The 18,701-nt window shown below is 44.7% G+C and carries 16 protein-coding genes, 1 pseudogene and 1 riboswitch; of the genes and pseudogenes, 10 read left to right on the top strand and 7 right to left on the bottom strand.

The window, feature by feature from the left end; translation table 11 throughout:
• Window positions 1–50: 50 nt before the first annotated feature.
• Window positions 51–1,028 (top strand): ribose-phosphate diphosphokinase, encoded by a 978-nt coding sequence (locus tag NRIC_RS10050; RefSeq protein WP_146622578.1) that lies wholly within the window; start codon window positions 51–53, stop codon window positions 1,026–1,028.
• 331 nt (window positions 1,029–1,359) lie between these two features.
• Here NRIC_RS10050 and NRIC_RS10045 read toward each other — a convergent pair whose 3' ends face one another.
• Both NRIC_RS10045 and NRIC_RS10040 read right to left on the bottom strand, forming a co-directional pair.
• On the bottom strand, window positions 1,360–2,019 hold the full coding sequence (locus NRIC_RS10045) for an alpha/beta fold hydrolase (protein WP_146622577.1): 660 nt from the start codon (window positions 2,017–2,019) through the stop codon (window positions 1,360–1,362).
• Window positions 2,020–3,178: 1,159 nt separating this feature from the next.
• Window positions 3,179–4,684, bottom strand: coding sequence for a helix-turn-helix domain-containing protein (locus tag NRIC_RS10040; RefSeq protein ID WP_146622576.1), 1,506 nt, complete (start codon window positions 4,682–4,684; stop codon window positions 3,179–3,181).
• Between the two features lie 150 nt (window positions 4,685–4,834).
• Here NRIC_RS10040 and NRIC_RS10035 point away from each other — a divergent pair.
• Window positions 4,835–5,435 (top strand): annotated as a pseudogene (locus NRIC_RS10035) (TMEM175 family protein).
• Window positions 5,436–5,488: 53 nt separating this feature from the next.
• Here the strand turns inward: NRIC_RS10035 and NRIC_RS10030 are convergent.
• The 4 genes from NRIC_RS10030 to NRIC_RS10015 all read right to left on the bottom strand — a co-directional run bounded on the left by NRIC_RS10030 (window position 5,489) and on the right by NRIC_RS10015 (window position 9,152).
• Window positions 5,489–6,256, bottom strand: a complete 768-nt coding sequence (locus tag NRIC_RS10030; RefSeq protein WP_146622575.1) for an SDR family NAD(P)-dependent oxidoreductase — start codon at window positions 6,254–6,256, stop codon at window positions 5,489–5,491.
• Entirely contained in the window at window positions 6,249–6,695 is a 447-nt protein-coding gene (locus tag NRIC_RS10025; protein WP_175580057.1) for a MerR family transcriptional regulator, read from the bottom strand. Before NRIC_RS10025 ends, NRIC_RS10030 begins: the two co-directional genes overlap by 8 nt.
• A 109-nt stretch (window positions 6,696–6,804) precedes the next feature.
• Window positions 6,805–7,545 (bottom strand): amino acid ABC transporter ATP-binding protein, encoded by a 741-nt coding sequence (locus tag NRIC_RS10020; RefSeq protein ID WP_146622573.1) that lies wholly within the window; start codon window positions 7,543–7,545, stop codon window positions 6,805–6,807.
• Window positions 7,546–7,556: 11 nt separating this feature from the next.
• The gene (locus NRIC_RS10015; RefSeq protein ID WP_146622572.1) at window positions 7,557–9,152 is read right to left on the bottom strand and encodes an ABC transporter permease subunit; all 1,596 of its coding nucleotides are present in this window, start codon (window positions 9,150–9,152) and stop codon (window positions 7,557–7,559) included.
• A 119-nt stretch (window positions 9,153–9,271) separates the two neighbouring features.
• Window positions 9,272–9,445: riboswitch (Lysine riboswitch) on the bottom strand.
• A 172-nt stretch (window positions 9,446–9,617) separates the two neighbouring features.
• On the opposite strand from NRIC_RS10015, the gene NRIC_RS10005 reads away from it, so the two are divergent.
• From NRIC_RS10005 to NRIC_RS09970, 8 genes are all read left to right on the top strand, one after another.
• On the top strand, window positions 9,618–10,529 hold the full coding sequence (locus NRIC_RS10005) for an EamA family transporter (RefSeq protein WP_146622570.1): 912 nt from the start codon (window positions 9,618–9,620) through the stop codon (window positions 10,527–10,529).
• A 378-nt stretch (window positions 10,530–10,907) separates the two neighbouring features.
• Window positions 10,908–12,941 carry a BglG family transcription antiterminator gene (locus NRIC_RS10000; protein ID WP_146622569.1) on the top strand — a complete coding sequence of 678 codons (2,034 nt, stop codon included), beginning with the start codon at window positions 10,908–10,910 and terminating at the stop codon, window positions 12,939–12,941.
• Window positions 12,938–13,219 carry a PTS sugar transporter subunit IIB gene (locus NRIC_RS09995; RefSeq protein ID WP_146622568.1) on the top strand — a complete coding sequence of 94 codons (282 nt, stop codon included), beginning with the start codon at window positions 12,938–12,940 and terminating at the stop codon, window positions 13,217–13,219. The genes NRIC_RS10000 and NRIC_RS09995 overlap by 4 nt, the downstream gene beginning before the upstream one ends.
• A gap of 108 nt (window positions 13,220–13,327) precedes the next feature.
• The gene (gene ulaA, locus NRIC_RS09990; RefSeq protein ID WP_146622567.1) at window positions 13,328–14,692 is read left to right on the top strand and encodes a PTS ascorbate transporter subunit IIC; all 1,365 of its coding nucleotides are present in this window, start codon (window positions 13,328–13,330) and stop codon (window positions 14,690–14,692) included.
• Window positions 14,693–14,709: 17 nt separating this feature from the next.
• A complete protein-coding gene (locus tag NRIC_RS09985) occupies window positions 14,710–15,558 on the top strand; it encodes a transketolase (protein ID WP_146622688.1) in 849 nt (282 codons plus the stop codon).
• Window positions 15,559–16,515 carry a transketolase family protein gene (locus NRIC_RS09980; RefSeq protein ID WP_146622566.1) on the top strand — a complete coding sequence of 319 codons (957 nt, stop codon included), beginning with the start codon at window positions 15,559–15,561 and terminating at the stop codon, window positions 16,513–16,515. It begins immediately after the preceding gene.
• Between the two features lie 121 nt (window positions 16,516–16,636).
• Complete coding sequence (locus NRIC_RS09975) at window positions 16,637–16,936, top strand: YciI family protein (RefSeq protein WP_146622565.1); 300 nt, start codon at window positions 16,637–16,639, stop codon at window positions 16,934–16,936.
• 67 nt (window positions 16,937–17,003) lie between these two features.
• Window positions 17,004–17,600: a type 1 glutamine amidotransferase family protein gene (locus NRIC_RS09970; protein WP_146622564.1), complete on the top strand. Its 597-nt coding sequence runs from the start codon at window positions 17,004–17,006 to the stop codon at window positions 17,598–17,600.
• Between the two features lie 73 nt (window positions 17,601–17,673).
• Here NRIC_RS09970 and NRIC_RS09965 read toward each other — a convergent pair whose 3' ends face one another.
• Window positions 17,674–18,699, bottom strand: coding sequence for a hypothetical protein (locus NRIC_RS09965; RefSeq protein ID WP_146622563.1), 1,026 nt, complete (start codon window positions 18,697–18,699; stop codon window positions 17,674–17,676).
• Between the last annotated feature and the right edge of the window lie 2 nt (window positions 18,700–18,701).

Below are 18,701 nucleotides of genomic sequence, written 5' to 3'. Positions count from 1 at the left end.
GAAATAGTATATAATCGGTAACGTACGTTAAAAAGAAAGTGGAGGTCCCCATGTCGAAACATTATTTTGATCCAAGATTGAAAATCTTTGCTCTGAACTCCAACCGTCCGTTGGCAGAGAAAATTGCTGCAGAAGTAGGCGTAGAATTAGGTAAAAGTTCTGTTACTCAGTTCAGTGATGGTGAGATTCAAGTCAATATTGAAGAAAGCATCCGTGGTTCCCATGTCTATGTCGTTCAATCGACCAGCAGTCCTGTCAATGACAACCTGATGGAATTGTTGATCATGATCGACGCGCTAAAACGTGCCAGTGCCAAAACGATCAATGTCGTGATGCCTTATTACGGCTATGCTCGTCAAGACCGAAAGGCTCGTGCCCGTGAACCAATCACAGCGAAACTTGTTGCGAATATGATTGAAAAAGCAGGTGCCACTCGTCTGTTGACATTGGACTTGCATGCTTCTCAAATTCAAGGTTTCTTCGATATCCCAGTGGATCATTTAATGGGAGCACCACTGATTGCAAAATATTTCGTTGATAAAGGTGTCTGCGGCGATGATGTCGTTGTTGTATCACCTGACCATGGCGGCGTGACTCGTGCCCGCAAATTGGCGGAGTTCTTAAAAGCACCAATCGCGATTATCGACAAACGTCGACCAAAAGCAAACGTAGCTGAAGTCATGAACATCATCGGAAACGTGGATGGAAAAACCTGTGTGATCATCGATGACATGATCGATACTGCAGGAACCATTACATTGGCAGCCAATGCATTGAAGGAAGCCGGTGCGACAAAAGTTTATGCTTCTTGTACACACCCGGTACTTTCTGGACCAGCAATGCAGCGTATCCAAGATTCTGCGATCGAACAACTTGTCGTTACAGATTCGATCTACCTTTCAGACGATCGCAAAATCGACAAGATCGATGAAATCAGTGTCGGCGAATTAATGGGAGATGCCATCAAACGTATCCATGAAAACAAGCCTGTCAGCCCATTGTTCGAAACACAGAAATCAACTAAATAAATAAAATCGTTGAGCCATTTGCTTTAAGAGCAAGAGGCTCAACGATTTTTTTGTTGGATGGAAAATGAGAGCAAGCTTTGCAATCGTTTGCTTAAAAGAAAATCAGTTATCGACCGTATATCTGTCGATTAAAAAAAATTTCCTTTTACTCTGGGAAAGAGCTGAGCAGAACGGTTGCCGACTCCAGAGTATGAACGGACAGAAGCCTCAGAACTGTCTTTTATCAACTTCGGGGATGATCCGGAGCAGGTATACAGTGAAGTCTGGATGGCTTTAAGAAAACGAAAGGCTCAATTAAAACGAGCGCTTAGAGAAAAAATCTGTGGTCCTTTTAGGCTTCAAAAAAATCGAGGAGGTCAGGGAAAAGCAGGTCCTGATGAGTAATATAGCTGTCATGATCGTGCCCCAGCATGACCTTTACCTCTGCTTGCGGAAGTGCCTCTTTGAGACGGGGGTAAACAGTTGGCTTGAACAAATCGTGTTCGCCGTGGATCAACAGGATCGGCAGATTCACTGTGCGAACATCTTCTAAGGCAAGCTGAGGCTGCTCCAGCATCAATTTAATCAATGGATCGCGGGTCTTCTGATACATTTCTTTAATTGCTTGATACTCTTCGTCGATAAAGTCTTCTGGAGATAGGTTGACTCCCAGCAAAGCCATCCGACGAATGCGTTCTGGCGACTTCATGGCTAACATCAATCCGATGATCGCTCCGTCGCTAAAACCAAGGAGATCAACTGAAGACAAGTTCAGTGCTTCGATGAAGTGAAAAAGATCCTCTGTCATGGTCTCATAGGAATAGTCTGCGGTTTTCTGACTTTGTCCGTGGTTTCGGCTGTCAAGAGCATAGACGGTGTAATGCTTCGCCAGCTTGGCTGACAATTCGTCAAAGATCTGATGGTCTTCTCCGTTTCCATGTAGCAAAAGCAGCGGTTTTCCACTGCCGACCTTTTGATAAAACAAAGACACCTCGTTGGCTTGAATGATCATAAGCAATTCCTTTCTTTTCTTGGTTGCTTTTAAGTATAAAGCAAGTATCGGAGTATGGAAAAGGACAAATGTCTTTCAGGCAAAAAAATATCCCCGCCAGTGGGGGCTGGCGGGGAAAGGAGTTAAAAAATGAAAAAGTGTTAAGGGTTGTTTGTTGGTATGCTTATACAATATAGGATAAATGTGAAGAAATTGTGAACGGAGCTTGCAGGCATCCATTAGTCATTTTTTCAGCGATAATCTTAATTAGTCAAAAAAATACCCCACCAGTGGGGGCTGGTGAGGAAAGGAGTTAAAAAATGAAAAAGTGTTAAGGGTTGTTTGTTGGTATACTTGTACAATATAGGATAAATGTGAAGAAATTGTGAACGGAGCTCACAGGTCCCTGCTGATTGATTTTCTTCGGTCAGCTAACACCAAATAAACAAAAAAAATACCGCCGGTGGGTGGCCGACGGAAAGGAGTTAAAAAATGAAAAAGTGTTAGGGTTGTTTGTTGGTATGTATATATCATACAAGTTAGATATGAATGAACTGTGAATGATCTATTGCAAAACAGTAAAACTTTAGAGAAGAAGTAAAGTGATTTACTGATGAAACGCTTTCTATTTAAAACAAAAAAATACCCGTCGGTGGGTGGCCGACAGGAAGGAGTTAAAAATGAAAAAGTGTTAGGGTTGTTTGTTGGTATACTTATATAATACAGGGGATTTATGAATTAATTGTGAAATAAGTCTTGACAAATTGTAAAACATTTGTTTGAAAATTAAAATCTTGGTAAACCAAGCCGCTTCAACTGACTTTTTTGGAGTGTCGCAGGATGCTGTTTTCTGATGAACAGTATCTAGGGCTGACTATTTCATACGAAACATGCTGATCATCATTCTACGAACCGATCGCCTTTCAGGTCTCATATGATAAACTGGCAAAAAAATACCCGTCGGTGGGTGGCCGACGGGAAAGGAGTTAAAAATGAAAAAGTGTTAGGGTTGTTTGTTGGTATGTGTATATCATACAAGTCAGATATGAAAGAACTGTGAATAAAGTTTTTTCAAACAGTAAAACTTCTGAGGCGACTTATGACGTTTACTAAGATAAAGTAAAGGGCCCCTGAAGATTATCCGAAAACGAAGGAGCCAATGGATTCGGCTTCTTCATGTTTATACTTTTCGTGCTTCGTTTTTCTTATCGTAGGTATTCCGCAGCAATAAATAGAGTGGGATTAAGTCCTTTTCTCCATAGTTATGATCCAAAACATGGATCGGCAGGTGCGAACGTTCCTTTTGCAGCAGCAAGGAAGAACTGATGATCAGGTCATAGTCTTCACTCAACGAATTGTCATATGGTTCGGCTTCAACAAACTTCAGATCCTCTAAGAATCGATACAGCTGACGGACAAAAATCGCATTGTGTTCCATTGCGATACCGACGTGCAGATTTTCTGAATAAGGAAATTGATTGAAGCTCGGCAACAGCAGGTGTTTAAAGGCCTTGCCCATCAATTCGTGAACAGATCGCGAAAATTGGTAGGCAGGATTCTCACTCGCGCTTTGCATGAAATTCAAAATATTTTGTTCCAAGACGTATTCTCCATGAGAAGGGCGGTCGTTGTGTGGAATCACCTGACTCATGATATTAGGAAACGGCTGACGGAAAATGAAATAGGCAAATGTGATATTCAGTAAATTGCCAACGATCAGCGGGTCATCCATCACTCCTGGCTGATCAGGGAACAACGTCTTTTTGGCAAACTGACGAAATTCTGTCACGAATTCGTTAACCGGGTTGTCGCGAACTTCAAAGTCATGAAGCGTTTGGCGCAAACTGGTGTCGTCGCGAATCGTGTAAAAAGGTGCATAATGGGCCAAAAAGTAGATGAATCCAGATTCTCCTTTTAGCTGTCTAGAAGTGAGCGGCACTGGAACCAACGTTTCCAATGAAGTGAAATCGTAATACGGGTTGTCCTTCATCAGGAAATTGTATCTCGGATCATACTTGACAAAATTTCCTCGTTCGATCCGTTTCAGGAAAATTGCGGTGAACAAACGCAGTTCATGGATCCCAAAAAAGGTTCGTGAAAGTGGGAAGTATTCTCGGTAATGCTCAACCAACTGGTCAATGACTTGATTATCTGCCTTCAGCGGCATGTCGATTCCGCGAGTTCCCAACCATAAAATGTCGAACAGGGCGATCCGAATCAACCGTTCATCTCCGGACATACCGGCTTCGGTATATGTAAAGCGTAGATTGAAACGTTTTAAGTATTTTTTCAGCTTTTCAATTTTCCGGGAAACAGTCGAACGACTGACATAATATTTTTCACAAAATTTCTCAACGGTCGGGTCTTCCTCGTCCAAAAAGTACAAGATGAATTGGAAAGGGACAGCTTGCTTCAACAGGTGGTAGCGGTATTCGTCAACGGTCGCCGAAAGGTTGTCGATATTGACCTTTCCAGCACGCAGCATAAATGAGTGGTGTTCTGGATGAATCTCGGCCAATTCATGGTCGATCTCATTTAATTCGATGACGCTTTGCTGGTAATTCAAATCAAGATCATCAGAAAGTTGGCTGATGGATAGTATTTGTTTTTGTGACTGCTCCAAATATCGATAAATCGTAAATCGCAGCAAAAGCGAAGGGTCGAACATAAGCTCTTCATAAAGCATCCTGATTCCTCCTTTGTAAAAATCTTCAAGGATGTTCCCTACATTGTACTTTATTTGACAAAAACTGTCAGTTAAGATGCGCAGCAGCAAGCTTTTCATGGGGGCATTCAGTGAATTTCGTGGTATTCTTCTCATGAAGAAGGTGATTTTTTGACAAAATCTCGTTTAGAAGCATTTACGGATGGGGTCGTCGCAATCGTTCTTACGGTCTTGGTTTTGGACATTCAAATTCCTGATGCACCGACCTTTGCTTCTTTATACAGCATTTTTAATACGCTGATCGCCTACACGGTCAGTTTTATCTTTGTTGCAGTGATTTGGGTGAATCATCACCGGGTCATGCAGATGAGCGAAAAAAATCAATTATGGAGTGATCTGGGCCAATATTTTTTGGTTGTTTTGGCTGACACTGTGTCCGGCGGTGACAAGCTGGGTCGGACGAAATCCGAACACCTTTTGGCCGGAATTTGCTTATGTGATCGTCTATTCCATGTGGAGCTTCTCCTTTGGAATCTTGACGAAAAAGGTGATTCAAGCCAATGATCCGAACAGTCATGTCGTCAAAGTACTATCTAGAGATCAGCGCAGCAAGCTGTCTATGGTCATCAATGTGATCACTTTAGCGAGTGTGTTTATTTACCCGATGATTGGGATGATCGGGCGCTTTCTAGTATCGGGCTTGTGGATCTTGTCGTACCGTAAAGCGGATTATTATTACAATAAGTGGATCAAAAGAGATTTATCAATGTAAAAAGCCCACCCTCGTTTCCTTTTTGTTGGTAACGAGGGTGGGTCTATTACCCGTCAGAGCATTTTTTTCGAAATATAATAAAGCAGCGGATTCGGCAGCAGGCAGGAACAGCTTACAAGTAATTTATTGTAAATTCCTGCTGTCACGGCGGATTTTCCTCTCCGCATCGCTCGATAGCCGATCGCAGCGACCGTGTTCGGGTCCATAACAAATAATTTAAACAGCCAAGTGTCCTCAATGCCGGCCTTTTTGGCAAAATTCGTTTTGGTAGCCCCGGGGCACAGGGTTGTGATGGTCACACCAGATCCTTGCAGTTCAGCAGCAATTGCTTTTGATACGGAGAGAAGATAGGACTTGGTAGCAGCATAGACTGCATCATTTGGAGTGGGAAGGTACGAACCTGTAGAGCCGACATTTAGGATACGACCCGCTTTGAGTTTCGCCATGTCAGGCAAAAAGAGTTTCATCATTTCGGTCGGAAAAACCGCGTGGAGCTGAAGCATCGCCTGCTCTTTTTGCCAATCGGTGTTTAAAAAAGCGCCGCAGACATTAAAGCCTGCATTATTGATCAAGGTTGTGACAGTCAAGCGAGACTCTTTGGTCTTTTGAGCGATCGCAGCAGCGGCACCTGCGACCTCCAAGTCTGCGACTATCGGATAGACAGCTATTCCGTAGACTTCGGATAAGTTTTGGGCTTGTTGGGTTAACTGGATTTCATTTCTGGCTACTAGGATCAAGGACGTATACTCGCGCGCGAGCAGATGGGTAAAGGCTTCGCCGATCCCACTGGTGCAGCCGGTGATCAGTGCGGCCTCAGTCATTTTCCGCACCTCGAATCAAGGATTTAAACTGTTCCCATTCATCATTGTAGTTCATGCAGGTGACGGCAGGGTCCTTCGATTCAAGCGCATGATCATAAAAAGTGATCTTTTGATCGATCATCTGGGAAAGCTGCTGATACGTCTGCATCTTTTTAAGGATGTAGTCTTGGTGTTCTTGCAATATTGTCCGCCGTTTGGACAGCGACTCACTACCGCCCTGCAGCAGAAGAGACACATATTCTTTGATTTTGGCGATGGGCATATCGGTATCCCGCAGACAGCGAATCAAATAGAGCCACTCGATATCAGACTCGCTGTACATGCGGTGACCGGCATCATTTCGTCTGATTGCTGGCACCAATCCTTCTTTTTCGTAGTAACGCAATCCATCTTTGGTCAGACCTAGTTTTTTGGCAGCTTCGCTTGCAGTGTAGTTCAATTTCATCACCTCTATGAAATTACTATAAAAGATGGTGTGTACTCCATGTCAAGCCCCGTTTTTCGTTTTACAAAAAAAGCCAGACGAGGTGTCGTCTGGCGAAGGTTGTTTATGCTTCTGGGTGCAGCACGCGGCGCAGGAATTCTTTTGTCCGAGCTTCTTTTGGCCGAACGAACAGATCCTCAGGCGTGCCTTCTTCGGCGATCAGGCCTTGATCCATGAAAATCACGCGGTCAGAAACTTCTTTGGCGAAAGCCATCTCATGGGTTACGACCACCATCGTCAGGCCAGATTCTGCCAAGTTTTTCATGATACTCAGAACATCGCCGACCATCTCGGGATCTAAGGCAGAGGTAGGTTCATCGAACAGCATCACTTCAGGATCCATCGACAGGGCTCTGGCAATCGCGACTCGCTGCTTTTGTCCACCGGAAAGCTGTGCTGGTTTGGCATCGATAAAACGATCCATCCCAACCTTTTCCAGATTTTCCAGCGCCACTTTTCGAGCTTCGGCTTCCTTCCGGCCCAGCACGGTAGTTTGTCCGGACATGCAGTTTTGCAGAACGTTCATGTTGTTGAATAGGTTAAAGGATTGGAACACCATACCTAGATGTGTTCGGTAGTTTGGCAGATTGTAGCCGCCTTCCAATACGTTCTCACCTTTATAAAGGATTTTACCTCCCGTTGGTGTCTCCAGCAGGTTGATACAACGCAGAAAAGTTGATTTCCCAGAACCAGAAGCACCGATTATGGTCACCACTTCTCCTTTGTTGACATCCATGCTGATATCTTTTAAGACGAGATTCTCGCCAAAACTTTTTTTCAAGTGTTCAATTTGGATAATGCTCATACTGGTTCCTCCTATTTATCTGCTTCAATCGCAACATCGGATTCTTCCAAACGCACGTAGGCACTTGGTCCGTCCATTTTCTTCTCCACCAAGCGAAGCAGACGTGTGGCTGTAAAGGTCAATACAAAATAGATTACACAAATGATGAAATAAGTTTGGAAGAACATATAGTTCGTACCTGCAGCGGATTTCCCTTGGAAGAACAGCTCAGATACCGAAATGATACTTAATACGGAGGTATCTTTGATGTTGATCACCAATTCATTCCCAGTGGCTGGCAAGATATTACGCAGAACTTGCGGCAGTATGACTTTACGCATCATTTGTCCGTGGGTCATCCCGATGGCTTGGGCCGCTTCAAACTGGCCTTTTTCAACAGCGTAGATGCCGCCGCGCACGATCTCGGACATATACGCTCCGGTGTTAATCGAAACGATAAACAAGGCAGCTGCGGTTCGATTCAAATCAATACCAAAAGCCATGGCGATCCCGTAATAGATCACTGCGGACTGAACGATCATTGGTGTGCCGCGGAAGACTTCAATATAAATGTTCAACAGCCAGCCAAAGCCTTTTTGCAGACCGCGTTTAATCCCGCTTTTTGCTTCAGGCAAGGAACGGAAGACCCCGATCAGCAGGCCGATACCTGTTCCGACAGTCGTACCAAAAATCGCCAACAGCAAGGTCATGCCCGTTCCTCGCAGGAACATCATGCCGTTTTGCTTGATGATTCGTACCAGCGCGTTTTCGTTGGAATCAGAGGATGCACTTTCCTCGCTGGCAGGCTGGTCTTTGATGGCTTGATCCATGATCTGTGTACGTTCATCTAACGGGATTCCCGCTAGGATCTGATTAACTTCAGCCATCAATGGGTCGCCTTTTCGCATCCCGACAGAAACCTGTACATCCTCTGGATTGGATTGGAACCCGTCAGCCGGAGCAAATTCGATCATTTTCAAATCAGGATTCACGGCTTCTACAGTGACTCCTTCTGGCCGTTCGCCGACATAGCCGTCGATCGTCCCTGACTCCAAAGCCACACGCATGGCGGGGAAATTGTCCATCGCCTGCTGTTTTTGCACATCTGGAATTTGGTCGATGACATCGTAATGGAACGTGCTTAGCTGGCCGGTAATTTTGGCGCCAGAAAAATCAGCCAGGCTTGTTGCAGTAGCATATTTTGAATCCTTGCGGGTAATGATGACTAATTGGGATTCGTAGTAGTTATCAGAAAAGTCGACTTCTTTGCGGCGTTCTGCCGTTGGCGACATTCCGGCGATGACGGCGTCGATTTTACCGGACTGCAGGGCAGGCAAGAGGCCGTCCCATTCGGTTTTGACGATGACCAATTTGCGGTTCATCTGATCAGCAACTCGTTTGGCGATTTCCACGTCGTATCCACCAGCATATGCTCGATCGCCTTGGATCGGCACCGCACCATTGCGGTCATCCTTTTGTGTCCAGTTGAAGGGCGCATACCCAGCTTCCATGCCGACTCTTAACTCGCCCTCCGGCGTTTTGTCGTCTGCTCTGGACACCTGCGGCATGCCTAAAAACGTGACGAACATCGCTAGTAGTGCGATAACTGAAAAAATTCTTTTGTTCATTAAACTCTCCCCTTTTTCTATGCACGAGATCAATAATAGCTAGCTGCTGGTTCATCTAAAACAAAAAAGCCGCCGATGTACAGAAGGCCGCTTGCAGATGATAAGAAGATGATCCTCTCACAAAACATAGCGCAACTTAGTATTACTACTAAGACAGTCCGCAAGTTATTGACTTGCGTCCCAACATACAGAACAAAGAGAATTCTGCACATTTCGGCGAAACTTCCTAGTCCTACTTCTTCGTGTCTCTCCACTCGATAGGGTTAATAAGTCCCGCGACCTCTACCTCATTGATTGAGGCATCTCGTATTCAGTTATTGTAGGTTATAGTCTAAAGGCTGTTATCCAAAATGTCAATGGGAAGAAACTGAAACAGCAGTTATTTAAAAATAATGGGTATCCGGTTGACCTTTTTGAGGAATTACGGTAGCTTAATGAAGAAGTTTGCAGACAGGAGGGGTTGGAATGTGGTTTGTTTATGCCATGTTGACGGTTTTAGCATGGGGAAGCGCCGATTTGTTTTACAAAAAGGGCAATGCACCCGGTGATCGGTTCAGCGCCAGCAAAACGACGATCATGGTCGGCTTGGTCATGGGGCTTCATGCAGTTATTTATTACGGGATGATCGAAAGAATTTCCTACGATTGGTTTAATTTGATCCGCTATTTGCCAGTCTCTTCGATGTATATTGGTTCGATGGCAGTTGGCTATTTTGGTCTGCGCTACATTGAGGTTTCGATTTCCTCGCCAATCTCGAATTCTTCTGGGGCAGTCACCGCTCTTTTGGGGATCGTTTTGCTGGGCAATCAGATCGGCGGCGGACAATTGTTTGCAGTAGCATTGATCTTGCTTGGGATCTTGATGCTGTCGATTTTGGAAAAGAGAGAAGAAAACGCCGAGTTAAAAAAAGAAGGCGTAATAATAGAAGAAAAGTATCGTTTTGGTGCGTTAGCCATCATTTTTCCGATCATCTATATGGTTATTGATGGCATGGGAACATTCTTAGACAGTTATTATTTAGAGTACCGGAAAATCATGCCCGAAGACCAAGCCAATATGAGCTACGAGCTGACTTTTTTGATCGTTGCGTTGATACTGATCGTTTATCTGCGCGTAAAACAAGGTGAAAAAATTCAGATATTTCAAGAACGAGCCAAAGGATTGGCTGCCATTTTTGAAACGATCGGACAATTCTTTTATGTCGATGCGATCGCCAGCAAAGAAGCAGTCATTGCAGCACCTTTGATCTCTTCTTATGCGATCATATCTGTTATTTTAGGACGCATTTTTTTGAAAGAAAAACTAAACTGGAAGCAATATGTCGTGATCACCATGGTCATGATCGGCATTGCGATATTAGGCTTCTATGACGGCTAAGGACAAACACCACGTTTGTCCTCTTTTTGCAGTTAGTAAAGATCAAGGAAAAAACCAACAAATGTTTTATTAGTAACGTGCGAAAAGTTTAGTTGGATGATATGCGTATCGAAAATTGGTTTCATTTTTTCAGACACTCAACGGCCTCGCAATCCTCATGACCGTCATTTTATAATCAATTTAATAGCAAGAATTCTCCTTTTAATATGTAAGAAAATACCCGGAAACTCTAAAGAAATTCATAATAGAATTAATCCCTCTATACGAGGATTGGTGTCTTTGGTACAATCATTTTTGTTTTTTTTAAACAAGTTGTACCGAACAGAGGTCGCCGATGAAGCGATTTCAAACTATACTGAATGCAGGAGGTGAGGAGAATTGAACTATGCATTTAGTTATCTCCTATCCCATGGCTCGAAAGAATATGTGTCTTTTGAACAGGCCAGCCAATTGACAAATTTGTCCTTTCAAGAGCTGCAGAAGCAATTGACTGAGCTAACCGACCATTTACGAATGGAAAAAAAGGAAACAGCCACGAAGCTCTATGTTCCGAAAGTCTCACCAAACTTGTGGGCCCAGCTGCTGGTGAGCGGGGAGGAACTTCCGTTGATTTATACGGAAGAAGAGCGGCAGGCACTGATTTATCTATTGAGCTACTCTCAATATGAAGAGCTGTCGTTGTATCACTTTCAGGATTTCTTAGAGATTTCCAAAGGCACCGCAATCGCAGACATCAAAAAACTGCGCAGCCTCTTGAACGATTTCGACATTCAATTGGACTACACTCGAAAAAATGGTTTTTTTGTGACCGGAGAGGAAGAACAGATTCGCCGATTGGCTAAAAACTTTGTAGCGGAATTGCTGCAAAGCGGTTCAGGGAAATTCGGACTGCATCATTGGATGAATCAGCAGGATTTGGCACTTTACGCAAAAGTACGGGATGCAATATTGGTCCACACAAAGATGGCCGGTCTGGAGATTGTGCCCAGCCGTATCGATGAAGTTGCTTTTTTCTTAGGCATGTCATTGAACCGGATCAAGCATCATCCGCTGGAGCGGGTCGAGCAGCTGGAATTGTTGACTTCCTTGACTGCCTACCAAGCGGGTGAGGCGATTTACCAAACATTTTTTACAAAGGACGAGTCGATCGAAACAGCTTATTTAACGGCGGTTTTGATGACCGTAGTCCAAGGAGAGATTCAGGACATCCAGTTGGATCAATTGCTCAGCTGCTCAGCCGAGATCATCCATCGCATGGAAGGGCTGGCAGCTATCGAGTTCTCGAACTTTCGCGAGTTGCTGATGAACTTGTTTCATCATTTGGTGCCGGCATATTTTCGGATCAGCAATCAGTTTTATTTGCCGAATGTACTGATCGAAAATATTCAATTGGAATACGCTGAGATCTTTGGCTTTACCAAGGAAGCCTTGCTGCCGCTGGAAAGAGTGGTTGGTCAGCGGATTCCAGATGAGGAAGTTGGATTTTTTTCCATTCTCTTTGGCGGGGAGATCGCGCGTCAAAAAGAAGAGCCGGAACAAGACGAGGTCCGTGCATTGATCGTTTGTCCAAGCGGGATCAGCTCTTCATTGATCCTGCAGACGGAGCTGAAAAAGATGTTCCCTACGATTCACTTTGAGGAAGCCAACTCTGTGGATCAGCTGCAGAGTATTCCGGAAAGCAGCTATGATGTGGTGTTTTCTACGATCAATCTGGATATTGCCAAGTCGGTGTATCTAGTCAAGCCATTGATGTCGCAATTAGAAAAAAATCAATTGATCAATCAAATCCAACAGGAGCTGTTGATTCCAGGCTTCTCATTGCCGAGTGCCAAGGAAATCGTCGATGCGTTATTGCCGTATATCGAGATCAAACCGGGTGTCTCGAAGGAAAAAATTTACAAAGTATTGAACAAAAAAATGAATCGCATGATTGAAAAGAAGGAGGATCGCCGACCTATGTTAACTGAACTTATTACTCCCGAGATGATCCAATTGTCTGAAGAATCGCTGGATTGGGAGGAAGCCATTCGTTTGACCGCGAGACCATTGCTGGAAAGCGAGAGGATCGAGGAAAGCTATATTGAGGCGATGATCAGCAAAGTCAATCAATATGGGCCATTTATCCATATCGGAAAAGGCATTGCGCTGCCTCACGCCCGGCCAGAGGATGGAGTGAAAAAATTAGGGATGTCTCTATTGAAAGTTAAGGACCCGGTTTTGCTGATGGAAGATGAGAAGCATGCTATTCGTTTGTTCGTTTGCTTGGCGGCTGTCGATAATGAGGCCCATCTTCGAGCATTATCAAGCCTGACCAAGCTGCTTTCCAACAAAGACAATCTGAATGAATTATTGGCAGCAGCTTCGAAAGAAGAGATTTTGACAATATTAGCTAAAGGAGAGATGGAACAATGAAATTTGCAGCAGTATGCGGCTCAGGGTTAGGCTCGAGCTTTATGGTAGAAATGAATATCAATTCCGTTTTGAAGGAGTTGGGAGTTGACGGTGTGGAAGTTGCTCATTACGACATGGGCAGTGCAGCGCCTGATCTGGCAGATGTCTTTTTTGTAGGTGGCGATTTAGCAGACAGCGCACAACACTTAGGTGAAGTGATCGTCTTGGATAGTATCATCGACATGGATGAGCTGAGGGAAAAGGTTTCTGCTGTTTGTCAGGAAAAAGGGTTGCTTTAAAAGGATCAAAAAGGAGCAAAAGGTCGAATCATCAGCGATTAGACCTTTTGTGCATCTCTATTCTTTTGAGTTAAAAAAATCGTAAAACAAATATAGGGAGGAAGTAAAATGAACGGAATTTTAGACATCCTAGTGGATATCGCAAGCACGCCAGCTTTACTGGTAGCAATCATTGCCGTATTGGGAAATGTATTGCAGAAAAAGGATGCCGCTTCAACAGTCAAGGGCGGGATCAAGACCTTTGTAGGCTTTTTAGTAGTAACTGCGGGGGCTGGTGTGATCGAAGGCTCGCTGCAGCCGTTTGGTGAAATGTTCCAAGCCGCATTTAATATGCAAGGGGTCGTTCCGAACAACGAAGCGATCGTCGCACTCGCATTGAATCAATTTGGTACGTATACAGCACTTATTATGTTGGTTGGTATGGCTTTTAACATTTTGATCGCACGAATTACTCGATTCAAATACATCTATCTGACTGGGCACGCAACACTTTATATGTCTTGCATGATTGCTGTGATTTTGAGTGTAACTGGCATAGGAACAGTTCCGTTGGTGTTATTTGGCGGACTGGCTTTGGGATTGGCAAATACGATCTTCCCGGCGATCGCCCAACCGTTCACACGTCAAATCACTAAAAATGACACTGTTGCGTTAGGACATACAGGAAACTTCGGGTATGCATTGAGCGGTCTGATCGGAAAATGGGTTGGCAACAAGGAAAGATCGACGGAAGACATTAACTTTCCAAAGGGACTGTCTTTCTTGCGCGATTCAACAGTCAGTATCACCATTACCATGGCAGTCGTTTATGTGATCGTAGCATTGTTTGCTGGAAATGTCTTTGTGACTGAAAATCTAAGCGGCGGCACGAATTACATTATATATTCCTTACAGCAGGCAGGGGCTTTTGCGGCAGGCGTATTCGTTATTCTGGCTGGGGTTCGTTTGATCTTAGCGGAGATCGTGCCAGCTTTCAAGGGGATCTCTGAAAAATTAGTTCCAAATTCGATCCCAGCTTTGGACTGCCCGATTGTCTTCCCTTATGCACCAAATGCGGTGTTGATCGGTTTCTTGACCAGCTTTGTTGGCGGAATCGTCAGTTTGGTGATTATGGTTTTTGCAGGGACGACAGTGATTATTCCGGGGGTTGTTCCTCACTTCTTCTGCGGAGCAACTGCAGGGGTTTACGGAAACGCAACTGGCGGTCTGCGCGGAGCTTTGGTTGGGTCTTTTGTCCACGGAGTAATCATCAGCTTCATGCCAATCTTATTGATGCCGGTAATGGGTGATCTTGGATTCCAAGGGTCGACCTTCTCAGACACGGATTATGGGGTGACAGGAATCTTTTTAGGAAACTTGGCAAACTTCGGTGGACAAATCGCGGCAATTGCCGGGATCGTAGCCGTTTTAGCGGTATTGATCGGCTTGACTGTGGTATCCAAAGGAAAGAAAACACCGACTGTTTCTGAATAGTAGAGGAGAACGACATGATGAAAAAAGAGACCCTTTCTCAATTGAAAGGCTTAGCCGCGGAAATTCGGACCGAAAGCATCGAAGCGATCCGCAAGGTGGGCTCTGGACATATCGGCGGCTCGCTGTCGATCGTTGAGCTGCTGGCAGTATTGTATGGCAAACAAATGACGTATGATCCGAGAAATCCTGAGTGGGAAGACAGAGATCGGTTGGTTCTGTCTAAAGGGCATGCAGGTCCAGCTTGGTATAGTGCATTGGCTGCGGTTGGATTTTTCGACAAAGCATGGTTAGGCACATTGAATGAAGGCGGCACACGGCTGCCTTCTCATCCTGACCGTACGAAAACGCCCGGTGTAGACGCCACTACGGGTTCATTAGGCCAGGGAACCTCAGTGGCAGCAGGGATTGCGACCGGGTTAAGAATGCAAAATAAGGACAGCTATGTTTATTTGATCGTTGGCGACGGCGAATTGAACGAGGGACAATGCTGGGAAGCGTTCCAGTATTTGGCACATTTCAAGCTGAACCATTGTATCTTGATCATCGATGAAAATAAAAAGCAGTTGGATGGCACTACAAAAGAGATTTTGAATCCTTTTGATTTGGTGGAAAAGATGCGGGCATTTGGGTTTGCGACTGTCAAAGTGAAGGGCGATGACTTAGAAGCGATCGATCAGGCGATAGAACAGTGCAAGGCAGTCAACGACCAGGCTGTCTGTATCGTCTTGGATTCGATCAAAGGCCAAGGGGTGACCTTCTTTGAAGAAATGGAGGCCAACCATTCTGTGAAATTTAACAGTCCAGAAGTGCAAGAAGAAACCGACAAAGCGTTGGCGGAATTACGAACAGTGAAGGGGCGTGGGTAGATGTTTGAATTGACAGGAAACAAAGAAGTCGGCAAAGAACTACGCGCGACCGTCGTTGAGGCACTAAAAGAGCTGATGGAAGAAAACGAAAAAATTGTGGCTTTGGATGCCGATCTTGGCGGAGCCAGCGGCTGGACGTCGATCGCTAAGACCAATCCAGAGCGGTTCATCAATGTTGGGATCGCCGAAGCCAACATGATCGGCGTCGCTGCTGGGCTGAATCTGACTGGATTTGTTCCCTTTATCCATACCTTTGGTCCTTTCGCGACACGTCGAGTGCTGGATCAAATCTTCTTGTCCGGTGCTTATTCGAAAAACACACTGAATCTTTTTGGTTCCGATCCGGGATTTGCGGCAGGGCACAATGGCGGGACCCACACGACTTGGGAAGATGTAGCCTTGCTGCGTTCGATTCCAGATGTCGTGATTTGCGATGCCGCCGATGAAGTTCAAATGGATTGGATCATTAAAGAATTCAGCACCATAGAGGGTGTTCATTATGTTCGCGGCAATCGTAAAGGAGTTCGCAATGTCTACGCACCTGGCTCCTCCTTTACGATCGGGAAAGGGAATCTGTTGCGTGAGGGGACCGATTACTTGATCGTTGCTGCTGGACAATTGATCTCAGAAGCATTAGATGTGGCTGAACATTTGGCAGGCCAAGGAATCTCAACCGAGGTTGTTGACATGTTTACCATCAAGCCATTAGATAAAGAACTGTTGTTGGAACGATTTGACGGTAAAAAAGGCGTTATCACGATCGAAAATCATTCCATCATTGGTGGACTCGGCAGTGCAGCAGCGGAAGTATTGGCTGATGCTGGTGCAGGAATCCCGCTGAAGCGTATTGGAGTTAATGAACGCTTTGGACAGGTGGGGACACCTGACTTCTTGCAAAAAGAATTTGGCTTGACCACTGAAGCAATCCTAGAGCAGATAGAAGAATTTGTAAAATAGCTCAATTTTTGAACCCTTTAAAGCAGGCGATTCTGCTTTAGAGGGTTTATTTTGGCAAAAGTCAAATCTTGGAATAGATTTTGATATAATCAAGTCAGAATGAAAAAAAGGAGGAGAACCTATGGAAAAGTGGTTGTATCAAATGACGATCATCAAAACAAAATTATACAATCGATTGAACAAAGCCGCAGTCGAACGCCACGTAGAAAACATCCGAAGATTAGACGAAGCTGGGAAACTAGAACTTTGTGGGGTGTACAAAGGGTACAAAGGCGTGGCTGGAATGTATCTTTTAAAAGCAGACAGCTACGAAGAAGCAGAAGAACTTTGCAAGCAGGAGCCGCTGGTCGTTGAAGGGTTTGCGACGTATCAACTGTATGCGTTGCGGATGGCTGATAAGGAAAATAATTATTTGCTGTGATCGAGAAAAAAGAACATAAGTTCCCGTTCGTATGGTATAATTAAAGAAAAAAGGAGTGGGTATGTAGATGAAACAAACAGCGATTTTTTTCTTAGTAGATCAGTACGCGGATTGGGAAGGGGCTTATTTGTCTGCCTTGTTGAACAGATCCGAACAATGGACGATAAAAACAGCCGCTTTGCAGGATGAGGTGACTTCGATCGGCGGCTTTACAACAAAGGTCGATTATCGCTTAGCGGATCTTCCTGAACAAGCGGAGCTTTTTGTGTTGATCGGCGGCAATACCTGGGATTTCGAAAATGAACAGCTGAAAAGCAGAGTCAAGCGTGATCTTGAAAACGGCGTAGTCGTGGGGGCGATCTGCGGAGCAGTGGATTATTTGGCAAAAAATGGTTTGCTGACGTCTTATGCACATACTGGCAACACCATTTTCTTTTGGTCTGATTATTCAAATTACACCAATCCGGCCGATTTTATCGAGCAGCAGGCCGTCAGAGATCGAAATTTAGTGACGGCGAACGGAACAGCGCCATTGGAATTCACTGAACAGCTCTTGTTAGCACTGGATTTCGATACAGCGGAAGAGGTGGAAAAAACGGTCGCGATGTATCGCTTGGGCTATTATCAATATTGTGAGACGTATGGGAATCCTTATCTTTCTTAGGCGCATGGATCGATTCGATCTTGCCAACATAAAAACCCCCAATGAGTGCAACAACTCATTGGGGGTTTTTCAATTAGAAGGGCAGGAAATCCCCTTCCTCATTCAGATCGATTTGATACGCTGCCAGTGCAGCAACCTCTTCAGGCAGGTGCTCTTTGATCAGCGCTGTCCAAAAGTAGGCAAGCTCATCGGAGCGGTAAACCGTTTCTTCTTCATCAAAGCTTTGCTTGTAGAACAATTCATGTAAGGCCTCTAAGAGTACATAGGCGTTGGCATTTGAAAAGAACAGCTGAGGGAACGTCTTAATGATCTTAACCAGTAAATCCTCAGCAACCTGGTAATGTTTAAAGGTTTGGAAAAATTCATCCAATGCCAGCAGACGTTTGGCAAACCCCTTATCAGATTCCCCTTTTTTCCGAAGAGCCGGATAAAACATGACTTCGTCGTCGAAGGCATCGCCCTCAAAATCGAAATCCAAAGAGCGATTAAGTTCTTTCAGCAGCGCCAGTTCATAGGCTTTTCTGTCTGATATCTTTCGCAGCTTCGCCAAGGATGAATCACTGATCATTGAAAAAAGCGGCGGTTCGCAGGCATAGCCGTTTTCAGCCGGCACCAATAGTGAGAACAGACGAATGTCCTTCGCATCCTTAGGAGATATCAACTCCGTTGTCGAAAGGTCCAGTCCATATTTTTGACTGTCTTTTACGTCAACGAAGGTGACTTTCGAGCTTTGCACAGATAGTTCAAAGAGGCTCAGCACGTAGCTGTTGGGCCAATCCAGGATCGTCTGTTTTTGCTCAGCCGTAAATTTTGGCAACCAATTGACACTTTTGATAAACATTTTGATATTTCTTGAAAGCAGGTAGTACATCGTATAGATTTCCAGCTGAATCGACTGTTCTTCTTCTGCATTGATCAGCATATCGAAGTCCATAGTTGTTTCGTCAAAAAAGGCGATCTGTTTTTCCGCCTCTTTTTTCGTTGCGGTAGCCAAAAAGTGTGCAGTGATTGCAAAAAGGGCAATCGAATAAGGGTCTTCTCCCCCATCCAGCAACTCTTCGACATGTTCTTTCAACTCTTTAATCTCTGAAGCACTCATTC

This window comes from Enterococcus florum, assembly GCF_004309355.1.
GTDB classification, from domain to species: Bacteria; Bacillota; Bacilli; order Lactobacillales; family Enterococcaceae; genus Enterococcus_A; species Enterococcus_A florum.
Note: the sequence above shows the minus strand (reverse complement) of the source record. Positions and strands in the feature narration are given on the sequence as shown.